The organism is Providencia sp. wls1916 (genome assembly GCF_009706585.1).
GTDB classification, from domain to species: domain Bacteria; phylum Pseudomonadota; class Gammaproteobacteria; order Enterobacterales; family Enterobacteriaceae; genus Providencia; species Providencia lanzhouensis.
Map to the genome: position 1 here is coordinate 59,150 of NZ_WLUL01000016.1, position 18,142 is coordinate 77,291.

Here is an 18,142-nt window from a genome sequence, read left to right on the forward strand (position 1 = left end):
GGTATTGATGAATTAAAACGACACTAACAATTTGGCATCAAGATTATTTTCTAAATACCCCTTAGCAGTAAATTGGCTGTAATCCATGGATAGTTTGAAATTGTCTGTCAGCTGAAGGCTGGAACCCAGTTTGATAGCCATGCCATTTTTCGGCGCATTAATCCCCCGATAGTTAAGCGGTGGTGCAAGCAGGTCTCGGTGGGCGAATCGGAAAGCCATTTCACGCTCCCGCTTGTCATATTGATGCCGCCAGCCGAATTCCCCGTGTACATCGATTGAGGATGTATTACCCACTTTCCATTGGTTATCTAAACGTATTCCCAGCGTTGTGGTCGTGGCATCGAGGGATTGGCGACCTGTCACCAGCGAGGCTTTTTCCCCTTTTTCTTTAAATCCATGGCTTTCGGCATTGGTAAAGGCAAAGTTTGCAAACGGTTCGGCGTTGATGAATGCCGATTTCCACGGATAAGCCGCTTCTATAAACAGGTGGTTGGTTTTGCCTTTGTAGTCGGCGGTATTGTGATCGGAATAAATGGATGAAGTGACTGTTCTATCGGTCTTGATGGTGTGCCATGTGTGTCCAAGCCCTGCGCGTAAGGTGATTGGTGCCAATTGCAGGGAACCGTAAGCGGCTAAATAATAGTTGTTACTATGGCTATGACCAACTCCGCCAGAGACGGAATTTTTGGTAAAACCGGTGCTCATTCCAAAGATAACGTCATCATTGAAGAAATGCTTATCAGCCCCTAAGAACACGCCATAATTGCTGTTTGTAAAGCCGGAAGCATTTCCATCGCTTTGGGTTCTGTCCCAATGGTAGGGAATATTTACCCACACATTGCCACGGTTATCTCCACGCTCTTTGACGATGTTTTCCGATACGCGAGTTTGTTGCAGCAGCGTACCGTGATATTGGCGATGGTTATTCAATTGGCTAGCTAGGGTATCGATATGAATTTGTGGGGATAGAGTGTGAAGAAGGTCGTAAACCCCTGCTGTGGTTTTGCTGAGAATTAAGCGTTTATACAGGGTGTTATTCAATGGAAGATCTTCAAGGACGTGAGCGATGGCGGTTTGGTTTGGCGTTTTTGCAAATGAATCAAAAGCCAGCTCACTACGACCGACATTGAGTGTAACCAGTTTCATCGAGGGGGAGCGAGGATCAGTACCATAATTCAATGTAGTACCAATAAACAGGTAGTTAGGTTCGATGCTATCAAATTTCCCTTGGATATTGGGGGTGCGAATAATGTTGTATTCGGTTCGAAATCGCCCCTGAATTTCATCTTCATTTGGTATACGTTCATTGAATGGCGGTGATTCTTCAGCGAAGAACACTTTGACCTTACCGCCGTTAATAGTCACAGTACCGCCAGCATGTAGGGCATCAAATTCCTGTGTGTGTGTTGTTTGAAGACTCACATGGAATGCACTGCCGGGTTGGAAGGTAGCAGTATTATTCACCGTCATACGCCGTGTTGGGTCTTTAAGATTATCTCCAGGGGTTAAGATAGCACCGCTATTAACCACTAAGTCATCAACCGAGCCAGAAGCTATAAATTGGGCTCCTTGGTTTAATGTCACTGTATTTTTAATGCTGTGAGTGAGCTGTAATGTGCCATTGGTGACGTTGACTGGCGCATGTAGGATGTCTTTGACCTCAAGCTTTCCACCCTTGACATTGACGGGGCCTGTTAAGTGGTTTTCTTGTACTAAAACCACACGGCCTTGCTGTATTTCAAGCCCTGCAAAATGGTTAATTCCAGCTAAGGTTAATGAGCCTTCCCCTTGTTTGATTAACCGCCCTTTGCCATCGATGTTATTACTCCAAATATCGGTAATGCCGACGTTTGCAACGTCGTCTTGAGTTACCCGTTGATTGACGACCCAATCTTCAGCGAAATGCGTAGGCCCTTTATAGGCTTTCGGTAAGTTAATCAGCCCCCAGTGGCTTTCGGGTTGATTTTGTTTAGCTTCCCAGCCCGCTAAAGAGTTAGTGGGATAGGCGGTGCCTGCAATAATTTGCTGCCATTGAGATTTATTAAGATAGGCAAAGCGAGAGCGTAGCAAATACGCGGCGTCAGCAGGGACTTGATCAACGCGAAGTGCCTGAGATGGCTGCTCACTTTGCTTAGCGTAATAACCTAGGTTTTCATTAAAAGAGGGAAGTGAGCCTATCGGTGGTTTGCATTTTTTTTCATTGATGGTGCATTGAGTGTTCAGTTCTTGGCGTACTTCTTTGGCTTGGCTAATCAGTGCATTGGCGGTTTTATCCTCTTTCAGTAAATGGGCGAGAAGATAATAATTGGCGGCGCGCGAGGCAATGGTATCGGTTGGGAAATGTGCGCCGACAATCACACGGCTTTCCCCGTAGCCGATGGCTCTATCAAAAAATTGAGCTCCTTTTTCTGGAAAAATTGTGGCAAATACAGCCGCTTGTTTAAATCCATTCCAAGTATGTCCGCTTGGGTAAGAAGAGCCTGTAATATCGACATAGTTTAGGAGATATTCGCCTTTATCATCGAGAACTTGATTTGGGCGACCACGTAAATAATAGTCTTTGAGAATAAAATCCATTGAGCGAGCTCGGTTTTGAATTGGGTCATCTGCAAAGGTGGCTAAATGGAATAAATTATTTAAACGGTTATAGGCTTTAATTTGTTTAAAATCATTATAATTAAACCCTTTTTTATTAAATACGTATTCTAGGTAAATGTTAAAAAGATATTCTGGTGTGCTTTGTTTATCTTTTTCAGCGTTCTTTTTGCGCTTTCCTGTTAATTGCGTTGCTTGCTGGCTAACGTCTTTATCCCATTGCGCCGCTTGAGACTGCGGGGCTGGGTACGGCGGGATGATTTGGTTTTTTAGTTCGTCAAATCGCTGATTTCGCTGATCAATGATGAATTTACTGGCATCGATATAATCTGAGTTTGCAAAGGTAATCTGGGTATTAAATAGAGCAAATAAACTGAGCGATACAGCAGGAGTTATTTTGTTCATTATAGACCTATAGATTTTTAGAAAGGGTAAAATCTATTTCATCTTAATGCGGTAATTTTTATTTTCTATAAATTAAAAATCAAATGAGACAAACTTTATTTTTATTCTTCATTCTATTAATGAAATTCAATTAGTCATTTTATTTAATTAAATTTGAATTGGAATTAATAATAAATAGATGCTTAAGATTAAAATTAAATAAAAAAATAACCCCATACCGAAGTATAGGGTTATTTAATAACTTCTCTGGAAAATCGATTAAATATCGATGTTCGCGGCTTTTAAGGCGTTCTCTTCGATAAAGGCACGGCGAGGTTCAACCGCATCCCCCATCAGGGTAGTGAACAGCTGGTCAGTTGCAATGGCATCTTTGACCGTTACACGCATCATGCGGCGAGTTTCAGGGTTCATGGTGGTTTCCCAAAGTTGTTCTGGGTTCATTTCACCAAGACCTTTATAACGCTGTACGGATAAACCACGACGAGATTCACGGCTTAACCAATCTAATGCTTGCTCGAAGTTGTCGATATTCTGGCGACGTTCACCACGTTGAATATAAGCGCCTTCTTCGATTAATCCACCGATGATGTCACCTAATTCGGTGATACGGCGGTATTCGCTACCATGAACGAAGTCGAAATCGAGGTTGTAGTCGCTATCAACACCATGGGTACGGATACGAATAGTTGGTTCGAATAGTTGACGCTCGCGGTTTTCATGAATGATATAGCTGTAAGAGCTACCCGCTTGCTCGTTCTCTTCTAAACGTGCCACTAAGGTTTTTGCCCACTCTTCAACTTGCGCGCTATCTTTCAGTGCTTCTTCAGTCAGTGTGGATTGATACACTAAGCTGTTCAGCAGCGCTTGTGGATATAAGTGCTCAAGACGGCGGATAATACGGTGTGCAGCATTGTATTCAACAACCAGTTTTTCCAGTTGTTCGCCTTTCATTGCTGGGGCTTCTGCGCTTAAGTGCAGCTCAGCGCCATCCAGCGCGATAGAGATCAGATAGTCGTCCATCGCTTCGTCGTCTTTAATGTATTGCTCTTGTTTACCGCGTTTTACTTTATACAGTGGCGGCTGAGCAATAAAGATGTGACCACGTTCAACGATTTCTGGCATTTGACGGTAGAAGAAGGTCAACAGTAACGTACGAATGTGCGAACCATCGACATCGGCATCCGTCATGATAATGATGCTGTGATAACGCAGTTTATCTGGGTTATATTCATCACGACCAATACCACAGCCTAATGCGGTGATCAGTGTTGCAACTTCTTGGGAAGAGAGCATTTTATCGAAACGCGCTTTTTCCACGTTTAGGATTTTACCTTTCAGTGGCAAAATTGCTTGGTTCTTACGGTTACGACCTTGTTTTGCAGAGCCGCCCGCAGAGTCCCCTTCCACCAAGTACAGTTCAGATAATGCTGGGTCACGTTCTTGGCAGTCTGCCAGTTTACCCGGCAAGCCTGCTAAATCTAATGCCCCTTTACGGCGGGTCATTTCACGCGCTTTACGTGCAGCTTCACGTGCACGAGCAGCATCAATGATTTTTCCAACAACGATTTTAGCGTCGTTTGGATTTTCTAATAAATATTCAACTAGCTTCTCATTCATCATGGTTTCTACAGCAGTTTTTACTTCTGAAGAAACGAGTTTTTCTTTGGTCTGAGAAGAGAATTTTGGATCTGGCACTTTCACAGAAATAACGGCAATTAAGCCTTCACGAGCATCGTCACCTGTTGCGTTGACTTTGCTTTTCTTCTGGTAGCCTTCTTTTTCCATGTAGTTGTTCAGGGTACGGGTCATCGCAGCACGGAAGCCCGCTAAGTGGGTACCGCCGTCGCGCTGAGGAATGTTGTTGGTAAAGCAGTAAACATTCTCTTGGAAACCATCGTTCCATTGCATGGAAACTTCCACGCCGATGCCGTCTTTCTCAGTGGAGAAATAGAATACGGATGGGTGGATTGGGGTTTTGTTACGGCTCAGGTACTCAACGAATGCTTTGATCCCACCTTCATAGTGGAAATGGTCTTCTTTGCCATCACGTTTATCAATTAAACGGATGGAAACTCCTGAGTTTAGGAATGAAAGTTCACGTAAGCGTTTTGCCAGAATGTCGTATTCGAATTCGGTGACACCTTTGAAGGTATCCATGCTTGGCCAGAAACGTACGCGAGTCCCTGTTTGGTCAGTTTCACCAACCACAGTCAGAGGACCTTGTGGCTCCCCGTGCTTGTACACTTGCTCGTGGACTTTACCATCACGGCGGATCACTAATTCAAGTTTTTCAGATAAGGCGTTAACAACCGAAACACCTACACCGTGCAGACCACCGGAAACTTTATAGGAGTTGTCGTCAAATTTACCGCCAGCATGCAGAACAGTCATGATGACTTCTGCAGCGGAGACACCTTCTTCTTCGTGGATGCCCGTAGGGATACCACGTCCATCATCTTGGACAGAGACGGAGTTATCGGCATGGATAGTGATGACGATATCGTCACAGAAACCTGCTAAGGCTTCATCGATAGCGTTATCCACAACCTCGAAGACCATGTGATGAAGACCTGTTCCATCGTCGGTATCACCGATATACATGCCCGGGCGCTTACGCACCGCATCCAGTCCTTTTAATACCTTGATACTTGAGGAGTCATATGTATTCGACATCAACGTTTCCTGCTCTTTCTATTCCTGAGGTTGAACTTCTATTTTGCCTTGCTCTACACTAAACATCTTACTGTTGGCATCAATCATATCATTGACTTGCGCCGGTGTAATAGCACTTACAAACACTTGTGCTTGCGTAGCTTTGAGTCGAGCCGCTAATAATTGCCGGCGACCAGAATCAAGTTCTGAAGCAAAATCATCCAGTAGATACAGGCATTGTTGCCCGCTCTGTTGGGTGAAATATTCACCCTGCGCTAACCTGAGTGCACACATTAATAATTTCAGTTGACCGCGAGAGAGCATATCTTCAACGGGAATGCCATTGGCTCGAATTCGCAGGTCAGCTTTATGTGGCCCCGATGCGGTGTAGGTTAACGCTCTATCGCGCTCAAACTGCCGCTCTAACTGTTCTGAATAATCAATTTCTTTGTCCCAACCACGCTGGAAAGAGACTGAGAGTGAAAATTCGGGTAAAAATTGTTTGCAGGTTTGCTCAATATTTTCTGCGATACCTGCAATATACTCGCCGCGCCATTGGCTAATTTGTTCGGAAATTGGGGCGAGTTGCTGATCCCAATGGCGAATTTGCTCATAACGAGTCACTTGTCGTAAAGCCGCATTCCGCTGCTTTAACAAACGTTTTAAGTCCGACCACGTTGAAAAAAAGAGGGCTTCATTATGAAAGCATCCCCAATCGATAAACGCACGTCGATATTTTGGACCGCCATTCAGCAAGGTAAACCCTTCAGGGGTAATGAGCTGCATTGGCAATAACTTTGCGAGTTCCGCAATTTTATGCCCGTCGGTGCCATCAATTCGGACTTTGCTGTCGCCTTCGCGGTTTTTACTCAAACCCAGCGACAATGTTTTACGTTCGGTGTCTGAGTGTCCCAGTTTACCATGTAAAATAAATTGTTCTTGGTCATGACGGATAACTCTATTCGCCTGAATGCTGCGAAAGGCTCGTCCATGACCAAGTGTATAAATTGCTTCCAGTACACTGGTTTTGCCACTCCCATTAGGTCCAATTAAAAAATTGAACCCAGTTGCAAGGGAGAGATCGGCGTCTTCTATATTACGAAAATCGCGGATCAATAAACGCGAAAGGATCATACGGACTGATTACAAACGCATTGGCATAACAACATAGACCGCAGAGCGGCTTGCTGAGTCTTCAATTTGTACGCTAGAAACGGCATCCGTTAAAAACAGGGTGACATTTTCGCTTTTCAGCGCGTTCAAGACGTCGAGGATGTAACTGACGTTAAAGCCAATTTCCATCTCACCACCTTGGTAATTCACATCAACAATCTCTTCCGCTTCTTCCTGCTCAGGGTTATTCGCCGTGATGCGTAATTGGTTTTCACTGAAGAATAAGCGTACGCCACGGAATTTTTCGTTAGATAAAATCGCTGCGCGTGAGAAAGCTTGTTTGAGCAAATCACAGCGAGCTTCTAAGGTTTTATCTGGATTTTTTGGCAGAACGCGGCGGTAGTCAGGGAAGCGACCGTCAACGAGTTTAGAGGTAAAGATAAAGTCGCCAACATGAGCACGAATATTGTTGCTACCAATTTGTAGCTGCAATAACGCATCGCCACCATCGAGTAGGCGCATCAGTTCCATGACACCTTTGCGAGGTACTATCACAGAATGGGATGGCAATTCTTGACCAATATCCATTGAGCAAACTGCAAGGCGGTGACCGTCTGTGGAGACAGTTCTCAGCATTTGCCCTTCTGTTTCAAACAGCATGCCGTTCAGGTAATAACGAACGTCTTGGTGCGCCATTGAAAACTGGGTCGCTTCAATTAAACGTTTCAGTATGGATTGAGGCAGAGAGAATTCGACTTCGCTTTGCCAGTCATCTAAGTTCGGGAAGTCAGCAGCAGGTAAAGTGGATAATGAGAAACGGCTGCGTCCAGAACGCACAAGCAGTCGGTCATCATTAAGCTCGACTTGGATTTCAGAACCTTCCGGTAAACCACGCCAAATATCAAAAAACTTGCGCGCAGGCACCGTGGTGGCACCAATTTCATGCTCACGAGTGAGCGGAACATTGGCCATCATCTCCATTTCTAGGTCGGTTCCCGTCAGTTGCAGGGCACCTTCTTTTACCTGAAGTAAAAGGTTTCCTAAAATAGGCAACGTTGGACGTCCACCTAAAGGGCCACTAACCTGTTGTAACGGTTTTAATAACTGCTCGCGTTCTATAATAAATTTCATAGCAATTAAGATGATAATGTTCTGATTAGATTTGAAAAATCTTCTTTGATGTCATGGCTTTCTTCTCGTAATTGTTCAATTTTACGACAAGCGTGCAACACTGTAGTGTGGTCACGACCGCCAAAAGCATCCCCGATTTCAGGTAAACTATGGTTTGTCAGCTCTTTCGCCAGTGCCATTGCCATCTGACGCGGACGAGCGACAGAACGAGAACGACGTTTAGAAAGTAAATCAGCGACTTTGATTTTATAGTACTCAGCAACAGTTTTCTGAATATTATCAATAGTTACCAGCTTTTCTTGCAGTGCTAATAGGTCACGTAATGCTTCTCGAACAAAATCGATAGTGATAGCGCGACCGGTAAAATTCGCGTTAGCAATAACGCGGTTTAATGCACCTTCTAACTCACGCACATTAGAACGTAAGCGTTTTGCGATGAAAAATGCCACTTCACCGGGCAGTTGGATTTCGTTTTCATCGGCTTTTTTCATCAAAATAGCCACACGGGTTTCTAACTCAGGTGGTTCAATCGCAACGGTTAAACCCCAGCCGAAACGGGACTTTAATCTATCTTCTACGCCGTTAATCTCTTTAGGATAACGGTCGGAGGTCAAAATAATTTGTTGATTGCCTTCAAGCAGGGCGTTGAATGTATGGAAAAACTCTTCTTGTGAACGCTCTTTGTTAGCAAAAAATTGAATATCATCAATCAGCAAGGCATCGACAGAACGGTAATAGCGCTTGAATTCTTCAATGGCGTTATTCTGCAATGCTTTGACCATATCTTGTACAAATCGTTCAGAATGCATATAGACCACGCGAGCGTTGGCCTTGTGCTGCATTATGCTATTACCCACGGCGTGTAATAAGTGCGTTTTACCTAAACCTGTTCCACCATAAAGGAACAGTGGGTTATAAGCGCCGCCAGGGTTTTCAGCAACTTGCCTCGCTGCCGCGCGAGCCAGTTGGTTTGATTTACCTTCAACGAAGTTATCAAACGTGTGTTTTGGGTTCACATTTGAACGGTATGACACGTCTGGTTGAACTTTAGCTGAGTTGTCCCAACTTGGCTTTACTGGTGCAGATGGTGCTGCGAATGCAGGCATTTCATTATTAGTGCGTACTTGAGGGCTCACCGGCGCGATGGTCATCGGTTTATTGCCTACTTCAAAGTGTAGAGCAGGGGCATCAGAACCGCAAAAGTCATTCAATAATTCATTGATATTATTGATGTACTTATCTCTCACCCAATCAAGGACGAAACGATTCGGGGCATACAGTGCCAGTGTATTATCGTTTAATTCAGCTTGAAGAGGGCGTATCCACATACTGAATTCTGTGGCAGGTAGTTCATCCTGCAATCGGGCAAGACATTGCTGCCAAAGCGAAAGTGACACGTTGGACTCCCCTAACAAGGTCAATGAAACAAGAATTACGGATTTCGTTAAGAATTTTTTTACTGGCAACTATTCCATTAGTCACTTTTCGTGGTCACTAAGAGAATAGGGGGCCAGAGAAGGTGTTTGACTAACTTTTACTCACCATATCTATCCACAGCATATTCCTGATCCTCCGATCAGAAATAGACCTGCGATCATACCGCAAAATTCACTCAAGATCTCCATTCTTTTACACAGTTTTTATGCTTTTTATCCACAGGCAAATGTGATAAGGCGGCTCTGATAGGGGAGAATTTTGCTGGGTGATCGCGGGCAACGACAAATTTTCCACATGTCTGGGGATAACTTTAGCCTATATATAGAAATAATCTCCCAAGATCAAAAAATATTTTCGGATCCCGCTAAGATCCTTGCGCTTTAGGGAGGAGTCCGTATAATCTTCCTCCCTGTGTACACTGCGAATGTCACTTTTTATGATGAATTTAGGCAGCATGGTTTTATGGGTAACGTCAATAAACGCTTGAGTTGATTGAAAGTTAAACTGTTAGACTTGCCTAAAAGGTAGCATAAATGAGTTCCATACGTAGCTTGTCACGGCACATATCGGCAAACCGGTCAGCCAGGTTTAAATAAAAAGTGGTTTGATTACGTCATTTTATTGACGTGACCCCCTATGTTTTATTACAATCCTGCCTCTTTCTATATTGTTGCGATAGAGGCACAGGTGTAAATCAGTTTCCACTGGTTGCCAACGCGTTTACTGAATCAGTAATAAATTTTAAAGTTAGGTAGAAATCGTTATGAAACGCACTTTTCAACCGTCCGTACTGAAGCGCAACCGTTCACACGGTTTCCGTGCTCGTATGGCCACTAAAAATGGTCGTCAGGTTCTGGCTCGCCGTCGTGCTAAAGGCCGCGCTCGTCTGACCGTTTCATCTAAGTAATAAAGCTAGCCCTCTATAGTGGTTACGCTCGCTTTTACCCGGGAGTTACGTTTGTTAACTCCCAGGCATTTCGACAATGTCTTCAAGCAGCCGCAGAGGGCGAGTTCCCCAGAGATAACAATCCTTGGTCGCCTTAACGAGCTGGGGCATCCCCGCATCGGTCTTACCATCGCCAAAAAAAATGTTAAACGTGCTCATGAGCGTAATCGTATCAAACGATTAGCCCGTGAATATTTTCGTTTGCATCAACATGAGTTGCCTTCAATGGACTTTGTGGTTCTGGTTCGCAGAGGGGTAGCCGATCTCGACAATCAACAGATTACGGAATCATTGGATAAGTTATGGCGTCGTCACCGTCGCTTGGCTCAAAAGTCCTGATCATGCTGATCAGAGGTTACCAACTGGCTATTAGTCCGTTGTTAGGACCTCGTTGTCGTTTCAATCCCACATGCTCTAATTACGGAATTGAGGCATTGCGCAGGTTTGGTATGCTAAAAGGTAGTTGGTTAACTGCCAAACGCGTATTAAAATGCCACCCTTTACACGCTGGTGGAGATGATCCTGTCCCACCTAGAAAAACTGATGATAATAGAGAATTATAACGATGGATTCCCAACGCAATCTTCTACTCATCGCTTTGTTGTTCGTGTCGTTCTTAGTTTGGCAGGCTTGGGAGAGCGATAAAGTTGCTCAGGAAACCAAGGCTGTTCAAGTTTCTCAGCAAAAGACGGACATGCCGAGCAGTGCAAGCAATGATGGTCAAGCGGTCACAGGTAGTGAACAAGGTAAGCTTATTGCCGTTAAAACCGACGTACTTGATATTCGTATCAATACTCGTGGTGGTGATATCGATGAGGCTGACCTGTTAGCCTATCCAGCAACCCTGAATTCACCAAACCCATTCCGTTTATTGGAAACCACACCAGGTTTTGTTTATCAGGCTCAAAGTGGTCTGATCGGTCCTCATGGTCCAGACAACCCAGCGAATAACAATGGTCAGCGCCCTCTTTATACTTCAGATGCAGCAAGCTTTGAGTTAAAAGATGGTCAAGACGAATTACGTATTCCGATGTCCTTCACCGATAATAACGGTGTGGTTTATCAGAAGACGTACATTCTGAAGCGTGGCAAATACACTGTTGATGTTGAATACAACATTCAAAACCCAACTGCACAGCCTTTAACACTTGCGTTCTTCGGACAATTAAAGCAAACCATCGCTTTACCAGAACAACGTGACACTGGCAGCAGTAACTTTGCTCTACATACCTACCGCGGTGCGGCTTACTCTTCTGATGAAAATAACTATAAAAAATATAGTTTCAGTGACATCGAAGATAAAAACTTAAGCCTGACAACCAAAGGTGGTTGGGTCGCGATGCTGCAACAATACTTTGCAACTGCGTGGATCCCAGCTTCTTCTGAGCAAAGCACTTTCTACACCATTGATCTCGATAAGAAATCAGCCATCGTTGGTTATAAGAGTGAACCTCTGACCATCGCATCAAATGGTGCTGCGACCTACTCTTCTACACTGTGGATTGGTCCTGAAATTCAGTCAGAAATGGCGGAAGTTGCTCCTCATTTAGACTTAACCGTAGATTACGGTTGGTTATGGTTTATCTCTCAGCCACTGTTCAAACTGTTGAAATTCATTCACGGTTTCGTTGGTAACTGGGGTATTGCCATCATCGTTATCACTTTTATCGTCCGTGGTATTATGTACCCGCTGACTAAAGCGCAGTACACCTCAATGGCGAAAATGCGTTTACTGCAACCTAAACTGGCTGCAATGCGTGAGCGTATTGGTGACGACAAACAACGTATGAGCCAAGAAATGATGGCGCTGTACAAATCAGAAAAAGTAAACCCACTGGGTGGTTGTTTACCGCTGCTGATTCAAATGCCAATCTTCCTTGCGTTGTACTACATGTTGATGGGTTCTGTTGAACTGCGTCATGCACCGTTCTTTGGTTGGATCCAAGACTTGTCTGCACAAGACCCGTACTACATCCTGCCAGTGCTGATGGGTGTGACGATGTTTGTTATTCAGAAGATGTCACCAACTACCGTGACTGACCCAATGCAGCAGAAGATCATGACTTACATGCCAGTCGTATTTACCGTGTTCTTCCTGTGGTTCCCATCAGGTCTGGTTCTGTACTATATCGTGAGCAACTTAGTCACCATTATCCAGCAGCAGGTTATTTACCGTGGTCTGGAAAAACGTGGCTTACATAGCCGTGATAAGAAAGCGAAGAAATAATCTAAATTCCAATCGAGTTTAGAGGGCTTCACAAAGCCAGATTCTATAGTAACATTGAGGCGATCCATTTAGGGTCGCCTCAATTTTTTTAGTCATAGACAGAGAAACATCATGCAAATCAACGATACTATCGTCGCACAGGCAACCGCTCCCGGTCGTGGTGGGGTTGGAATTTTACGTGTATCCGGCCCGCAAGCAGCCCTTGTTGCTGAAACAGTACTCGGAAAGTTACCGAAGCCGCGCTATGCCGATTATCTGCCATTTCGTGATGCAGATGGCTCTGTTCTTGACCAAGGGATTGCTATTTATTTCCCGGGACCTAACTCTTTCACTGGGGAAGATGTTCTTGAACTACAAGGGCATGGTGGTCCTGTTATTCTCGATTTATTACTCAGAAGAATTCTGACCATTGCCAATATCCGTATTGCCAATCCGGGGGAATTTTCTGAGCGTGCATTTTTAAATGACAAACTCGATTTAGCGCAAGCCGAAGCGATTGCCGACCTGATTGATGCGAGTTCAGAACAAGCGGCGCGTTCAGCGATGAACTCTTTGCAGGGTGCCTTTTCCTCTCATATCCATCAATTGGTGGAAGCGCTTACTCACTTGCGTATCTATGTGGAAGCGGCGATTGATTTTCCGGATGAAGAAATTGATTTCCTATCTGACGGTAAAATTGAAGCTAAACTAAACGAAGTGGTGGCGGATTTAGAAGATGTCCGTTCACAGGCTCGTCAAGGGAGTTTGCTGCGCGAAGGTATGAAAGTGGTGATTGCAGGTCGTCCAAATGCGGGCAAATCTAGCTTATTGAATGCATTAGCGGGGCGCGAAGCGGCGATTGTGACGGATATTGCGGGGACTACCCGTGACGTCCTACGTGAACACATTCATATTGATGGTATGCCACTGCATATCATTGATACCGCTGGTTTACGTGAAGCCAGCGATGAAGTTGAACGTATCGGTATTGAACGAGCATGGAAAGAGATTGAACAAGCCGACCGTGTGCTATTTATGGTAGATAGCACCACGACAGATGCTACGGAGCCACAAGAGATTTGGCCTGAATTTATGGCTCGTTTGCCAGAAACATTGCCAGTCACGGTTATTCGTAATAAAGCAGACAAAACAGGGGAATCTGTAGAATTTGTTGCTGATGCCCGTTACCCACTGATCCGTTTATCTGCCCGTGAAGAAAAAGGCATCGATTTGCTGCGTGATCACCTCAAAGAAACCATGGGCTTCAATAGCAACACAGAAGGTGGTTTCCTTGCCCGTCGTCGCCACTTACAAGCATTGAACAATGCCGCAACCCACCTTGCACAAGGCTATGACCAGTTAGTGAACGCTCGCTCCGGTGAGCTGCTGGCTGAAGAGTTACGCTTAGCTCAGCAAGAACTGAGCGAAATCACCGGTGAGTTTACCTCCGATGATTTGTTAGGGCGTATTTTCTCGAGTTTCTGTATTGGTAAGTGATTAAGATAAATAAAAAACCATTTTCCTGACATCGGGAAAATGGTTCTAGCCCACAGACATTGCATGTAAATTCATTTAGGCGGTGAGTGAATACTGGTTAGTCTATCACCCTACTCGGATGGGTAAACACGGTGGCTTTACCTTGGCGGCAGAAACCGACCAGCGTTAAATTGGCTTTTTCGGCGACTTCAATCGCCAATGATGTTGCGGCTGAAACCGCAAATAAAATTTCCGCACCGCAGCTTGCGGCTTTTTGTACCATCTCATAACTTGCGCGACTAGACACTAAAATAGCCCCTTGCTGCCAATCAGAACGGCTTTTCATTCCCAGTAGCTTGTCTAGCGCGACATGGCGACCCACATCTTCACATCCGCCCACTAAGCGACCTTCAGGAGAGATCCACGCAGCTGCATGAGTACAACCAGTTAATGCGCCAATTTCTTGAACTGTCTTCAATTCTTGTAGGGCGTTATCGAGATAAGATAATGAGAATGTTTGAGTGAATGGCAGCGGAGTGATAGGCTTAAATATCTCATCGAGCTGTTCTGTACCACAAATACCGCAGCCAGTTCGCCCAGTCAGATTACGACGACGCTCTTTGAGCGCCATAAAACGGCGGCTTGATAACTCAATATGAACTTCAATGCCTCGGTGACAACCTTGCACAATATCAATTCCGCGAATTTCATCACGGGATTGTATGATCCCTTCTGATAATGAAAATCCGACAGCAAAATCTTCCAGATCTTTGGGTGTCGCCATCATTACCACATGAGATATCCCGTTATAAACGAGAGCGACAGGGATTTCCTCTGCAACGAAATCATTAACCAGTGAACCGAGGTTATTTTTTTGTTGCACGATTGTGGATTGAACGCCGATCATTTTAGATAATTTAGGGTTATTTGTAGTATTTGTTTCATACATTAGATGAATTCCTATCACTAATGATACATAATATTCGATATGGGTAAAAAGAATTTACACCATTGATCAGGCAATGAACCTGAATACGTAAGGAAGACGTTGAATAAGAACAGTTTACCTCAAATTTTGTGACGAAGTTAGGTAAACATGAGCAATGTATATGAGGAGATCCCCCATGCAAGTCAGCAGAAGGCAGTTCTTTAAGATCTGCGCTGGCGGTATGGCAGGTACAACGGCAGCAGCGCTGGGTTTTGCTCCAGCAACTGCATTAGCCTCTACACGCCAGTATAAACTACTGCGTGCAAAAGAGACTCGAAATACCTGTACCTACTGTTCTGTCGGCTGTGGGCTGTTAATGTACAGCCTAGGTGATGGCGCGAAGAATGCGAAAGAAAGCATTTTTCATATCGAAGGGGACCCGGATCATCCGGTAAACCGTGGTGCACTTTGTCCTAAAGGTGCAGGATTAATCGACTTTATCCACAGTGAGAGTCGACTCAAGTATCCAGAAGTTCGCGAACCAGGCACTAATGAATGGAAACGCATCACTTGGAACGACGCGTTTGATCGCATCGCCAAGTTAATGAAAGAAGACCGTGATGCAAACTTCATTAAACAGAATAAAGATGGTGTAACGGTCAACCGTTGGTTAACCACCGGTATGCTGTGTGCATCAGCGGCAAGTAACGAAACAGGTTTTGTAACCCAAAAATTTAGTCGCGCCCTCGGCATGCTTGCCGTGGATAACCAAGCGCGTGTCTGACACGGACCAACGGTAGCAAGTCTTGCTCCAACATTTGGTCGCGGTGCGATGACCAACCACTGGGTTGACATTAAAAACGCAAACCTGATCGTCGTTATGGGCGGTAATGCGGCAGAAGCGCATCCAGTCGGTTTCCGCTGGGCGATGGAAGCGAAAATCCACAATAAAGCAAAATTAATCGTTATCGATCCACGCTTTACCCGTACTGCGGCTGTGGCGGATTTTTACACGCCTATCCGTTCAGGTACCGATATTGCCTTCCTGTCAGGTGTTATCAAATACTTGCTGGATAACGAAAAAATTCAACGTGAATACGTTGAGGCGTACACCAACGCCAGCTTAGTTATTCGTGAAGACTTCGGTTTTGATGACGGTCTGTTCACCGGTTACGATGCAGAAAAACGTCAATATGACAAAACCACGTGGAACTACGAGATGGATGAGAACGGCTTAGCGCTGCGCGATCCGACTCTGAAAAACCCACGTTGTGTTCTGAACCTATTGAAAGAGCACGTGAGCCGTTATACCCCAGAAGTGGTTAACAACATCTGTGGTACGCCAATCAAAGACTTCTTGCAAGTCTGTGAATACATTGCAGAAACTAGCGCGAAAGACAAAACAGCGTCCTTCTTATATGCGCTGGGTTGGACTCAACATACCGTTGGTGCGCAGAACATTCGTACCATGGCGATGATCCAGTTACTGCTTGGTAACATGGGTATGTTAGGTGGTGGTGTGAACGCACTGCGTGGACACTCCAACATCCAAGGTCTGACTGACTTAGGTCTGTTATCTCAGAGCTTACCGGGTTACCTGACATTACCATCAGAAAAGCAAACAACCTTAGAAAGCTATTTAGCGGCGAATACACCAAAAGCGACCGTTGCTGGTCAGGTGAACTATTGGGGTAACTACCCTAAATTCTTCGTCAGCTTAATGAAAACTTTCTATGGCGATAAAGCGCAGAAAGAGAATAACTGGGGCTTCGACCTGTTACCTAAGTGGGATCAAGGCTACGACGTTCTACGTTATTTTGAAATGATGGATAAGGGCGAAGTTAACGGCTATATCTGCCAAGGCTTTAACCCATTAGCCTCATTCCCGAACAAGAACAAAGTCTCGAAATCGCTTTCTAAGCTGAAGTTCTTAATTACTATCGACCCGCTGAACACAGAAACTGCAAACTTCTGGCAAAATCACGGCGAAATGAACGATGTGAAACCGGAAGAGATTCAAACCACCGTGTTCCGTCTACCATCTTGCTGTTTCGCTGAAGAAAACGGTTCAATTGTTAACTCAGCACGTTGGTTACAGTGGCACTGGAAAGGTGCGGACGCCCCAGGTGAAGCTATCAGTGATGGTGAAATCCTGTCAGGTATCTACCATCGCCTGCGTCAAATGTATGAAACTGAAGGCGGCGCAGCACCTGAACAGGTTCTGAGCATGACTTGGGATTACCTCGACCGCGATAATCCAACGCCGGAAGAAGTGGCTCAAGAAAGCAACGGTTACGCATTAGAAGACCTGAAAGATGCTGACGGCAACGTGATTGTGAAAAAAGGCGAACTGCTTAGCTCGTTTGCTCAATTACGTGATGACGGTACGACGGCTAGCGGTTGCTGGATCTTCTCTGGTAGTTGGACGCCGAAAGGTAACCAAATGGCTAACCGTGATAACTCCGACCCAACGGGTCTGGGTAACACATTAGGTTGGGCATGGGCATGGCCACTGAACCGCCGCGTGATTTATAACCGTGCATCGGCTGACCCAATGGGTAAACCATGGGATCCGAAGCGCCAAATCCTTGAGTGGAATGGTAGCAAGTGGGTAGGTATGGATATTCCAGACTACAGCACTGCAGCCCCAGGAAGCGGTGTCGGTCCATTTATCATGCAGCCTGAAGGTATGGGTCGTTTATTTGCACTGGATAAGATGGCAGAAGGTCCATTCCCAGAGCATTACGAACCAATCGAAACGCCGCTGGATACTAACCCGCTGCATCCAAATGTGGTGTCAAACCCTGCTGCTCGTGTGTTTAAAGACGACTGGGCGCAAATGGGTAAAGCGACTGAGTTCCCATACGTGGGTACCACTTACCGCTTAACTGAGCACTTCCACTATTGGACGAAGCATGCGCTGTTAAATGCCATTATCCAACCTCAACAGTTCATTGAAATTGGTGAACGTTTAGCGAAAGAAAAAGGCATCGAGCAAGGCGATACGGTTAAGGTCAGTTCTAAACGTGGTTACATCAAAGCGAAAGCCGTGGTCACTAAACGCATTAAAACCCTGCAAGTGGATGGAAAAGACATCGATACCATCGGTATTCCAATTCACTGGGGCTTTGAAGGTGTTGCAGTGAAGGGCTTTATCACCAACACATTAACGCCATATGTGGGTGATGCGAATACTCAGACGCCGGAATTTAAATCATTCCTTGTCAACGTGGAAAAGGTGTAAGGAGATAAA

Annotated in this window: 12 protein-coding genes; 6 read left to right on the forward strand and 6 right to left on the reverse strand. The window is 45.0% G+C overall.

Translation table 11 applies throughout. The features are described 5' to 3' along the window. Positions 1-12 precede the first annotated feature (12 nt). From GKR61_RS11245 to dnaA, 5 genes are all read right to left on the reverse strand, one after another. Positions 13-3,000 carry an autotransporter domain-containing protein gene (locus GKR61_RS11245; protein WP_154639774.1) on the reverse strand — a complete coding sequence of 996 codons (2,988 nt, stop codon included), beginning with the start codon at positions 2,998-3,000 and terminating at the stop codon, positions 13-15. A gap of 258 nt (positions 3,001-3,258) precedes the next feature. Next, positions 3,259-5,673 (reverse strand): DNA topoisomerase (ATP-hydrolyzing) subunit B, encoded by a 2,415-nt coding sequence (gene gyrB, locus GKR61_RS11250; RefSeq protein ID WP_154639775.1) that lies wholly within the window; start codon positions 5,671-5,673, stop codon positions 3,259-3,261. An 18-nt stretch (positions 5,674-5,691) separates the two neighbouring features. Beyond that, positions 5,692-6,786 carry a DNA replication/repair protein RecF gene (recF, locus tag GKR61_RS11255; RefSeq protein WP_036950667.1) on the reverse strand — a complete coding sequence of 365 codons (1,095 nt, stop codon included), beginning with the start codon at positions 6,784-6,786 and terminating at the stop codon, positions 5,692-5,694. Positions 6,787-6,795: 9 nt separating this feature from the next. Next, positions 6,796-7,896: a DNA polymerase III subunit beta gene (dnaN, locus tag GKR61_RS11260; RefSeq protein WP_036950669.1), complete on the reverse strand. Its 1,101-nt coding sequence runs from the start codon at positions 7,894-7,896 to the stop codon at positions 6,796-6,798. Positions 7,897-7,901: 5 nt separating this feature from the next. Beyond that, positions 7,902-9,293, reverse strand: a complete 1,392-nt coding sequence (gene dnaA, locus GKR61_RS11265; RefSeq protein WP_036950671.1) for a chromosomal replication initiator protein DnaA — start codon at positions 9,291-9,293, stop codon at positions 7,902-7,904. A gap of 803 nt (positions 9,294-10,096) precedes the next feature. Between dnaA and rpmH the strand changes: the two genes are divergently transcribed. From rpmH to mnmE, 5 genes are all read left to right on the forward strand, one after another. Next, positions 10,097-10,240 (forward strand): 50S ribosomal protein L34, encoded by a 144-nt coding sequence (gene rpmH, locus GKR61_RS11270; protein WP_004906236.1) that lies wholly within the window; start codon positions 10,097-10,099, stop codon positions 10,238-10,240. An 18-nt stretch (positions 10,241-10,258) separates the two neighbouring features. After that, positions 10,259-10,618: a ribonuclease P protein component gene (gene rnpA / locus GKR61_RS11275; protein WP_006660612.1), complete on the forward strand. Its 360-nt coding sequence runs from the start codon at positions 10,259-10,261 to the stop codon at positions 10,616-10,618. After that, positions 10,582-10,842, forward strand: coding sequence for a membrane protein insertion efficiency factor YidD (gene yidD, locus GKR61_RS11280; protein WP_006660611.1), 261 nt, complete (start codon positions 10,582-10,584; stop codon positions 10,840-10,842). The genes rnpA and yidD overlap by 37 nt, the downstream gene beginning before the upstream one ends. Positions 10,843-10,844: 2 nt before the next feature. Next, entirely contained in the window at positions 10,845-12,506 is a 1,662-nt protein-coding gene (yidC, locus tag GKR61_RS11285) for a membrane protein insertase YidC (RefSeq protein WP_036950675.1), read from the forward strand. A gap of 111 nt (positions 12,507-12,617) precedes the next feature. Beyond that, positions 12,618-13,982, forward strand: coding sequence for a tRNA uridine-5-carboxymethylaminomethyl(34) synthesis GTPase MnmE (gene mnmE, locus GKR61_RS11290; RefSeq protein ID WP_036950677.1), 1,365 nt, complete (start codon positions 12,618-12,620; stop codon positions 13,980-13,982). Positions 13,983-14,079: 97 nt separating this feature from the next. On the opposite strand, the gene fdhD is transcribed toward mnmE, so the two are convergent. Continuing rightward, positions 14,080-14,910, reverse strand: coding sequence for a formate dehydrogenase accessory sulfurtransferase FdhD (gene fdhD / locus GKR61_RS11295; protein ID WP_108479131.1), 831 nt, complete (start codon positions 14,908-14,910; stop codon positions 14,080-14,082). A 175-nt stretch (positions 14,911-15,085) separates the two neighbouring features. Here fdhD and fdnG point away from each other — a divergent pair, with 175 nt between their 5' ends. After that, positions 15,086-18,133, forward strand: a complete 3,048-nt coding sequence (fdnG, locus tag GKR61_RS11300; protein WP_154599595.1) for a formate dehydrogenase-N subunit alpha — start codon at positions 15,086-15,088, stop codon at positions 18,131-18,133. The last annotated feature ends 9 nt before the right edge of the window (positions 18,134-18,142 follow it).

Excerpts from the sequence above, each read along its gene's own strand:
- GKR61_RS11245 (WP_154639774.1), bottom strand. The coding sequence starts at position 3,000 with ATGAACAAAATAACTCCTGCTGTATCGCTCAGTTTATTTGCTCTATTT.
- gyrB (WP_154639775.1), bottom strand. The coding sequence starts at position 5,673 with ATGTCGAATACATATGACTCCTCAAGTATCAAGGTATTAAAAGGACTG.
- recF (WP_036950667.1), bottom strand. The coding sequence starts at position 6,786 with ATGATCCTTTCGCGTTTATTGATCCGCGATTTTCGTAATATAGAAGAC.
- dnaN (WP_036950669.1), bottom strand. The coding sequence starts at position 7,896 with ATGAAATTTATTATAGAACGCGAGCAGTTATTAAAACCGTTACAACAG.
- rpmH (WP_004906236.1), top strand. The coding sequence starts at position 10,097 with ATGAAACGCACTTTTCAACCGTCCGTACTGAAGCGCAACCGTTCACAC.
- yidD (WP_006660611.1), top strand. The coding sequence starts at position 10,582 with ATGGCGTCGTCACCGTCGCTTGGCTCAAAAGTCCTGATCATGCTGATC.
- yidC (WP_036950675.1), top strand. The coding sequence starts at position 10,845 with ATGGATTCCCAACGCAATCTTCTACTCATCGCTTTGTTGTTCGTGTCG.
- mnmE (WP_036950677.1), top strand. The coding sequence starts at position 12,618 with ATGCAAATCAACGATACTATCGTCGCACAGGCAACCGCTCCCGGTCGT.
- fdhD (WP_108479131.1), bottom strand. The coding sequence starts at position 14,910 with ATGTATGAAACAAATACTACAAATAACCCTAAATTATCTAAAATGATC.